Origin of the sequence: Pseudomonas syringae group sp. J248-6 (assembly GCF_032586995.1) — a bacterium.
In the GTDB taxonomy this organism is placed as follows: domain Bacteria; phylum Pseudomonadota; class Gammaproteobacteria; order Pseudomonadales; family Pseudomonadaceae; genus Aquipseudomonas; species Aquipseudomonas amygdali.
The window spans coordinates 90925-98070 of sequence record NZ_JAWHOP010000019.1 but is presented as its reverse complement, the minus strand read 5'-3'; the positions used below and the strand labels follow the sequence as shown (position 1 = coordinate 98070).

The 7146-nt window shown below is 55.9% G+C and carries 9 protein-coding genes and 1 pseudogene; 2 read left to right on the top strand and 8 right to left on the bottom strand.

From position 1 onward, the window contains the following. Positions 1–42: 42 nt before the first annotated feature. On the top strand, positions 43–780 hold the full coding sequence (locus RYC17_RS21315; protein ID WP_316904397.1) for a hypothetical protein: 738 nt from the start codon (positions 43–45) through the stop codon (positions 778–780). A 10-nt stretch (positions 781–790) separates the two neighbouring features. Here RYC17_RS21315 and RYC17_RS21310 read toward each other — a convergent pair. The 7 genes and pseudogenes from RYC17_RS21310 to RYC17_RS21280 all read right to left on the bottom strand — a co-directional run. After that, a pseudogene (locus tag RYC17_RS21310) lies at positions 791–922 on the bottom strand (GNAT family N-acetyltransferase); the annotation flags it as partial. Between the two features lie 74 nt (positions 923–996). Next, positions 997–1287: a type II toxin-antitoxin system RelE family toxin gene (locus tag RYC17_RS21305; protein WP_010434526.1), complete on the bottom strand. Its 291-nt coding sequence runs from the start codon at positions 1285–1287 to the stop codon at positions 997–999. Then, positions 1277–1516 carry a type II toxin-antitoxin system RelB/DinJ family antitoxin gene (locus RYC17_RS21300; protein WP_058400041.1) on the bottom strand — a complete coding sequence of 80 codons (240 nt, stop codon included), beginning with the start codon at positions 1514–1516 and terminating at the stop codon, positions 1277–1279. Before RYC17_RS21300 ends, RYC17_RS21305 begins: the two co-directional genes overlap by 11 nt. A 163-nt stretch (positions 1517–1679) precedes the next feature. Then, on the bottom strand, positions 1680–2153 hold the full coding sequence (locus RYC17_RS21295) for a GNAT family N-acetyltransferase (protein ID WP_058400040.1): 474 nt from the start codon (positions 2151–2153) through the stop codon (positions 1680–1682). A 98-nt stretch (positions 2154–2251) separates the two neighbouring features. Further along, positions 2252–3691: an RNA-binding domain-containing protein gene (locus RYC17_RS21290; protein ID WP_316904394.1), complete on the bottom strand. Its 1440-nt coding sequence runs from the start codon at positions 3689–3691 to the stop codon at positions 2252–2254. Further along, entirely contained in the window at positions 3684–4316 is a 633-nt protein-coding gene (locus RYC17_RS21285; RefSeq protein WP_316904396.1) for a DUF4062 domain-containing protein, read from the bottom strand. Before RYC17_RS21285 ends, RYC17_RS21290 begins: the two co-directional genes overlap by 8 nt. A gap of 156 nt (positions 4317–4472) precedes the next feature. After that, positions 4473–5021, bottom strand: coding sequence for a GNAT family N-acetyltransferase (locus RYC17_RS21280; RefSeq protein ID WP_122259193.1), 549 nt, complete (start codon positions 5019–5021; stop codon positions 4473–4475). 159 nt (positions 5022–5180) lie between these two features. On the opposite strand from RYC17_RS21280, the gene RYC17_RS21275 reads away from it, so the two are divergent. After that, entirely contained in the window at positions 5181–5675 is a 495-nt protein-coding gene (locus RYC17_RS21275; RefSeq protein ID WP_058400036.1) for a hypothetical protein, read from the top strand. A 37-nt stretch (positions 5676–5712) separates the two neighbouring features. Here the strand turns inward: RYC17_RS21275 and RYC17_RS21270 are convergent, their stop codons facing one another. After that, a complete protein-coding gene (locus RYC17_RS21270; protein ID WP_004667253.1) occupies positions 5713–6987 on the bottom strand; it encodes an OprD family porin in 1275 nt (424 codons plus the stop codon). Between the last annotated feature and the right edge of the window lie 159 nt (positions 6988–7146).

Below are 7146 nucleotides of genomic sequence, written 5' to 3'. Positions count from 1 at the left end.
GTCGATACCCCCCATACAACCCCGCAATCATGGATCGATGAAATGGTTATCTCACTAACCCCCGGCAACAACACCTCTCCCACCATCACCCTGCCCAATTCCGGCATCACGCTCACGCCGCAGCCGCTCACCGATGCGCAGAAAGAAGCGCTGAAGAACGCTGCCGCCAACACGCCTGCCGTTGTTTACCACCCGAGTACCGAAGTGCCTGCAACCACTGAGCCGATGCAAGCAGTCGATACCTGGATAGGCCGTTCGCAGTCACCTGACTTCCCGCAGAAGGCGGCGCAACATACTAACTCTACGGAGGCGTTGAAGACTTCGTATGAAGCGTTCAAGTCGACGCTGGCGTCTGTCTATCCGGATCTGGCCAGCAAGAAGTTTGGCTTCACGATTGAGGCAAACGGCAATCTGAAGGCGACCAACAGTTCCGGTGAGTTGAGCGATGCGGACACACAGCAATTGAACACGCTGCTGAATGCGTCCAGTGGGCTGAAAGCTGCAGCCGCCACTTACCGGGAGACGGCTATTGATCTGGTCGATGCCGATTCACCGTGGAGCGGCAGTTATCTGGGACGGTACAACCTGACCAAGGAGAACTTCGCCAGCTCGCTGGATCTGGGCGCGTTGTTTATTCCCAAGACATCGACGCCATCGAAAGATCAGATCGACGGCATGTTCTTCAATCAACTGGCGTACAAAGGTGAGCTGCACACTCAGGAAACGGAAGCGGCGATGCTCGCTGCACGTGCGGCGGAGAAAGCTGCCTCGGCGGGTTGATCCCAACCCGTCAGCACATCGGCAGACGTTGCGGGCGGAGGTAGTAGTTGTCGAACTCGCCGCTCTCAACGAGCTGAAAACCGTGGCGGAGGTAGAAGCGGTTGGAGTCGCTTTCTTTCAGGGCGCTCAACCGTACTGTCGATGGTTTGGTACCAGAGCTGATGGCGGGCTAGGCAACTTATGTTTTCATTCAGTACGCAGTGGCCCGTTCCTCATTTACCCGCCCAACCGATCAGCAGCCTTACGGTAAACCTCCTCTCGCTCACGCTTGTCCACAGCAACCACGAAGACCACAACCTCTTGGTCAATAACCTGATAAACCAGCCGATAGCCGCTACTGCGCAGTTTGATTTTGTAGCAGTCAGGCAATGCATGCAGACGATTGGCTTCAACACGCGGAGCAACCAGAATCGTAGCCAGCTTTTTCTTGAGCTGCTGACGCACGGTATCCCCTAATTTGTGCCATTCCTTTAGAGCCCGCGCATCGAATTCGAGGTTATAGGTCATCCAGTGAAACCTTGACCCGCTGCGGAGCTGCAAGGCGCTCGCGCACAGTTGCCAACAGCGCTTCGTCTTCCTCTGTCAGCAGAACCGTCTTGAAGGGCAGCTGACCACGCTCAGCTACGTACTGCAGGGTTTGGCGCAGCAACTCCGAGGGGGTGACGCCAAGCTTTTCCAGCTCGAGGTAAGCACGCGCTTTGAGATCGTCGTCGATACGAACGTTGATAGACGCCATGTGGGCATCCTCCAGTGTAATGACATTTGTATTTACAGTGAGGCAAAGTGGCCATTTTTGCAAGCAGCTGTAAAGATCATTTAGGTCTCTACGCTCTCGCTGGTCAGCTCGAGCTGCGCGTACAGCCAAAAACGTGACAACTGCGGATTAATATCCCAACCCGTCAGCACATCGGCAGACGTTGCGGGCGGAGGTAGTAGTTGTCGAACTCGCCGCTCTCAACGAGCTGAAACCCGTGGCGGAGGTAGAAGCGGTTGGAGTCGCTTTCCTTCAGGGCGCCCACTCTTACTGTGGATGCGCTTGCGTCCGCTTGCGCGAACACCTGCCGAAGCACGGCAGAACCAATGCCCTGCCCTTGAACAGCCGGCTTGATATACAGGTGATCCAGCAGCAGGCCGTCGCTGCTCGGTTTGACGACCACGAAGCCGACCTTACTGCCGGCGAACTGAATGTAATGTGTGCATGACGCAGAAAACCCTTCACGAAAACGCTCTCGGGCGCGCACCGGGTCGAACCGACCAACGCGCTCGAGGCTTTCGCGCATGGCTTCGATACGTATGGCCACCAAGGTTTCGAAGTCTTCGGGCTGGACCGTTACCAGGGTGATGTCGGGGTCATTTTCTAGAATCTGTTTCAGTGTGTTTGCTCCCGTACCAAAAGCTCGCCGTCAGGTTCCCTATCCAGGAACCGCGACCACTTTAGCTTTTTTGTTGGCGGGCCTGATCGTCAAGGCACTCATTGCCCGTCGAGTCGCTTACGAACGATTTTCCCCAGGCTCGTCAGACGATATCGCTGATTGCTGCTGGTCGGTTTTTCCGGAATCGTCATGGCAAGAACGCCCTGCTCAAGCGCGGGCGAAAGGTAATGTTTACGGAAGTGTTCCGCGTCAGCCAGCTTCAACTGGTGCTGAAGCTCTATGCGTTTGATATCTCCATTTACGAGCACAATCAGCTTTTCGACTTCCGGGGTGACTTCCGGGGTGACTTCCGGGGTGACCTCCGGGGCGACTTCCGGGGTAAAGAACGTGAGGGTGACTCCAGAGTTTCCTTCGCTATACCAAACAGGAGGCGCAAGGCCGTTCTCTTCGCAGGCCTGACGAATAAGTACGCTGCCGCGACCCAGCTTTTCCATATAGCCCTGTAAATAAAGTGCGTGGGCAATATCAGGATTGCGCAGCACTGAAATATGGCCCTGTTGGAGCTTGTCCGCATCGACGCCGTCAGGAAGGCTGCCGGAGTTCCAGATCTGCAGTCGGACCGGACTGATTTCTACTTTGATGCCGCCGGAAAAGCTGCTGTAGTCTCGATGAGCGAAAGCGTTGACGATACCTTCACGTATAGCCATCTCCGGATACAACGGTAAGTCTTCACGCTGATTGCGGCCTTGGCTAAAGCGCGCCTTGACCGGGGTGTTACGCATGATGAATGCGGATAACTGTTCGATCACTTCTGTCATCGGGCCTGCAAAATGTTGCAGATCCTGATACTCATTGGCGGTTTTGCTGCTGTAACAAACTGCTCGCACTCGCGCCTGAGGATGACGACGCACAGGATCCTGAGCGAGTAAAACATCGGCCGCGTTGGTAAGGCGACCGTATTTTGCGAGTGAAAGTAGCTGCAACTGATGCAGTAATCCCTGCTCGGACTGCCTGACTTCCAATGGGATACGAGGTGCAGAAAGTAGTTTCTGACAGGCTGTGCGAGATAGCTGTTGCTCGTCCAGCTCAGAGGAAAACAGTCGCTCCCATCGCTCTGGCTCAATCTGCTTGCGCAGTACCATATCGCGAATGACATCGACGCTGGCCTTTACGGTACTTTCGCCCTGACGGATGTAGATATCATTTCGAAAGGCATAGGGGACATCTTTGCCTGAGGGCACTTCGATTACCAGCACTTGGCGATCATCGATCTCCTGCACTTCAACCGAAAATAATACTGGGGGCTGGATCTGGGCTTTGAGCTGGCTCTCCATTTTCTGCGCCACACGCTGAGCGTCATCCACACCGAGAACCTGGCCATCATCGTCGACGCCGCATAGCAGGTAGCCGCCTTGGGAGTTGAGAAAGGCGCAAACATGCGGCCCACATATCTGAGTGCTTGCGCGTGCCTTGAGCTCAAGGTTCTGGCTCTCGCCCAGCAGCAGCAGTTTCTTGAGTTGGGATGGGCTTCTACTCATGGTCTTCCTTCAAACGCTGGGCGACCATTTCACTGTCACCCAAATGATCTATGAGGCGCTGCTCAAGATCCTGGTAGCGCGAGAATTGAGCCACAACGAACAGACCGGCATCATCATCACGATCAAATTTCTGAACCCAGTTGCCTTGGCGATCGCTCAAGGGCAACTGCTCCATAGTGGCGTCTTCGTACATGTCGATGACTTTCAGATCAGTGATCGAAGTGGCCTTGGGCTTCAAAGTGAGGGTTTGCCTTAGCGCCTGATTTTTGTAACCCAGCTCCCTGAGCAAGGTCCGCGCAAATACAACGCGATCATGAGCCAGAAACCACCGAGGTTTCTTCAGTTCGATAGCGAGTTTCATTTCCTGATGGGTGATGGAAATGCCAGTGGTGTCCACACCGCTACCGTATTGAGGCGTGATGATACCCAGAAACAAATCACACTGTTGCACCGCTGCCAGGCAGTTTTCAAATGCGGTCTGTCCTGATGACACGGGAATGGTGCCCTTGTGAGACATCAACACTTCATAATCAAAGCTGGTCAGCAACGTGTAGACACGGTCCAGCAACTCTTCCACGCCGTAGACAGTCGAGGACACCATAATTTTGAGCTTCTTGCCTTCCATGCTTTGCAGAGCCACTCCGGTTTTCAGCTCGCGGCTCTCGCAGATGCGGCAGGCTCACAGCGCTGTATTGTCTTAAGCGAAGAAAGGTACAGGCCTGCGCCATGACTGCCTAGAGGGTTGAGGGACACATCACCAGGAAGGAAACAGAGGTAACTATTATTCGTGTAGGCGCAACCACTCCTCCCGCGTCATCTCCCAAACTTCCACTTCGAACCGCCCGCTGACGAACTCACCCTCGTGTGTGCTCACTATGCGCATGCCTTCGTTGATCGAAATACGCCGCGAGGCTTCATTCGGGGCGGCTTTGGGTACTTGCATCACGGGCATGCCCAGTGCTTCGAACCACTGTCGATTGACCACACGGCAGGCCTCTTTCATGTAGCCATTGCCTTGCCAGTCCGGGTGTAGCCAGAAGCCGCGGTTGTTGCCGTGGTGGGTCATGAGGGTAATGCTGCCGATGATCTCTTGGGGCGCGCTTTGCAGGCGGATCATCCAGTGCCATTCGGTACCGCTTGCGATGGCTGGCAGCGCAACATCCTGAATGTAGCGCAGCGCACCGTCCTCAGGGTAAGGCCAAGGGACGCGGTTGTTCAGGTATTGCACGATGTCCCATAGCGGGAAACGCTGCTGGATAGCTGGCGCATCCTCTAGCTGCAAGGGCGTCAGCAGCAGACGATCGGTATGTAGGGTGGGGGTGATGGTCATGACTATGTCCCTGATCGTCGAAACGTGCTCACAGGATGAACGGTCCCGTATGCGGGGATTTAAGCCGAACTGCTCGATGCACAAGGGAGTCTATCCAGCATCTTTTACAAATCGGTAACGCCAGTGCCCAGAATCATTACGGATCAGACACCCCAAAGCGTGGTGGATGAGCAGCAGGTCAAATTGTTTGGCTCGCCCAAGGAACGGCTGGATTTCTATCGACGCGAAATTCATTACGAAACCACCAACTTGTCCAACCGCACCAACGCCTATTTATCGGCGCAGTCGTTTCTGGTGATTGCTTACGCGTCGTCCATGGCGAACATGAACACTGAATGGGGCGCGATGTTCACGCTGGTGGTGCCGCCGATGCTGGCCTTGCTGGGGCTGCTCAGTACGCTGTTCGCCTGGCCGGGCATTCGGGCAGCGTGCGACATCATTCAGCACTGGCATCACAAACAGGCTCAGTTGCTGCTCAGCGAGCCGGTCATCGGGCTGACCTATGACGACTCGCCGCTGTTCAGCGATTGGGAATCCAGCGAAACCGGGCCGAAAAAGTCCTTGCTGTTCTCCAAGCGCAGTCCTTGGCTGTTCAGCTTTTTCTGGATATTCCTCGGCAGCTTCGCGGTGTTTGTTCAGTTGGTCGCGGACTGAGTCAGGCGACGGCCTTTACCAGGCCGCCGCCCTCGGATCAAAAAACGTTGATCGGGTAGTCGACGAAGATACGCGTCTCGTTGCCTTCGCTGTTGTACGCCAACGCATCATCCGAGACGCGCAGGAACGAGTTGCGCAGGCGGATCGAGAGGTCCTTGGCCGGACCGCTCTGAACCACGTAGGTCAGCTGGCTGAAGATCTCGCGTTCGGTGCCATCGCCGCTTCCAGGCGTGCCGTCGTCAATGTTGTCGCCGCGTACATAAGCAGCTTTGTAGCTCAGACCGGGCAGGACCAGACCGGACAGGTCGACGCCGTAGGCAGCCTGCCACGAGCGCTCGTCCTTGCCGTTGAAGTCGGACCAGTAGGAGTTGGCGAGGTAGATGGTGTTGCCGCCATCACCAAAGCCGCCATCGTTGCGGTAGCCGCCGTAGGCGTAGCCCATGTCGCCGGTGCTGCGCTGGTGTGCGAGGGTGAAGGAGTGGATGCCCACAGCCCAGGTCGCGGCCAGGCTCCAGATTTTGTTGTCACGCGCATCGCTGGTGGTGAAGTCCTTGTCCAGCTTGGTCTTGTAGCCGTTGAAGTCGAAGGTCAGCGACTGATCTTGCGGCAGCGCAAAGACGTAGTTCAGGTTGACGTACTGCTTCTTGAGCACGTCTTCGTTGTCGGAGGCGTAGAAAGCGGCACTGAATGCATCGGTGAACTTGTAGCTGGCACCGTAGACGTTGATGCTTTTCAGATCACCACTGTCGCGACCCTCAGCACTTTTACGCGCCTCCTGGGTGAAACGTCCGGCAACCACTTCAAGCCCGTCGATCTCTTTGGAGGTGATCATGGTGCCGGTGTAGCTTTCCGGCAGCAGACGGGAATTGTCGTAACTGAGCACCGGCAACTGAGGCATCTGGTCGCCATACTTGATGACGGTATTGGAGATACGGGCCTTTACCGCCGCGCCTGCACGGGACAGGTCATCGGCAGCAGCGCCGCTGTCACCCTGTTTGAAAAAGTCGATGCCGCCATTGCCGCTGCGACCCTTGCCACCATCCAGACGGATGCCGTACAGGGCAAAGGCATCAACGCCGACGCCCACAGTGCCCTGAGTGAAACCGGACGCGAAGTTGCCCATGAAAGCCTGGCCCCATTCGGACTTGTCTTCACGGTCGTTCTTGTAGTCGCGATTGATGTAGGCGTTACGCAGGTTGACGATCAGCCTGCTGTCTTCGACGAAACCCTTCGAGTCTGCCTGCCCTTCGGCCATGGCCTGACTGGCGCTGATGATGCCCAAAGCGAGCATGCCCATACGTTTGTTAAGCATCTTGTCTTCCTTTTCTGCGAATTGACACGCGCTGCAGCGACAGCCAATGGCTATCGGGGCCTCCAGCCTCTGAACAAGCAGTATAGAAGGCGACACGAATTCATCGCAGTGGACTGCTGATGCACGTACAGGATTGAGCCGCAGACGGTGGGACGCGAA

Coding starts and splice junctions, on each gene's coding strand:
- RYC17_RS21270 (WP_004667253.1), bottom strand. CDS start 6,987: ATGCTTAACAAACGTATGGGCATGCTCGCTTTGGGCATCATCAGCGCC.
- RYC17_RS21300 (WP_058400041.1), bottom strand. CDS start 1,516: ATGGCGTCTATCAACGTTCGTATCGACGACGATCTCAAAGCGCGTGCT.
- RYC17_RS21280 (WP_122259193.1), bottom strand. CDS start 5,021: ATGACCATCACCCCCACCCTACATACCGATCGTCTGCTGCTGACGCCC.
- RYC17_RS21305 (WP_010434526.1), bottom strand. CDS start 1,287: ATGACCTATAACCTCGAATTCGATGCGCGGGCTCTAAAGGAATGGCAC.
- RYC17_RS21315 (WP_316904397.1), top strand. CDS start 43: ATGGTTATCTCACTAACCCCCGGCAACAACACCTCTCCCACCATCACC.
- RYC17_RS21285 (WP_316904396.1), bottom strand. CDS start 4,316: ATGGAAGGCAAGAAGCTCAAAATTATGGTGTCCTCGACTGTCTACGGC.
- RYC17_RS21290 (WP_316904394.1), bottom strand. CDS start 3,691: ATGAGTAGAAGCCCATCCCAACTCAAGAAACTGCTGCTGCTGGGCGAG.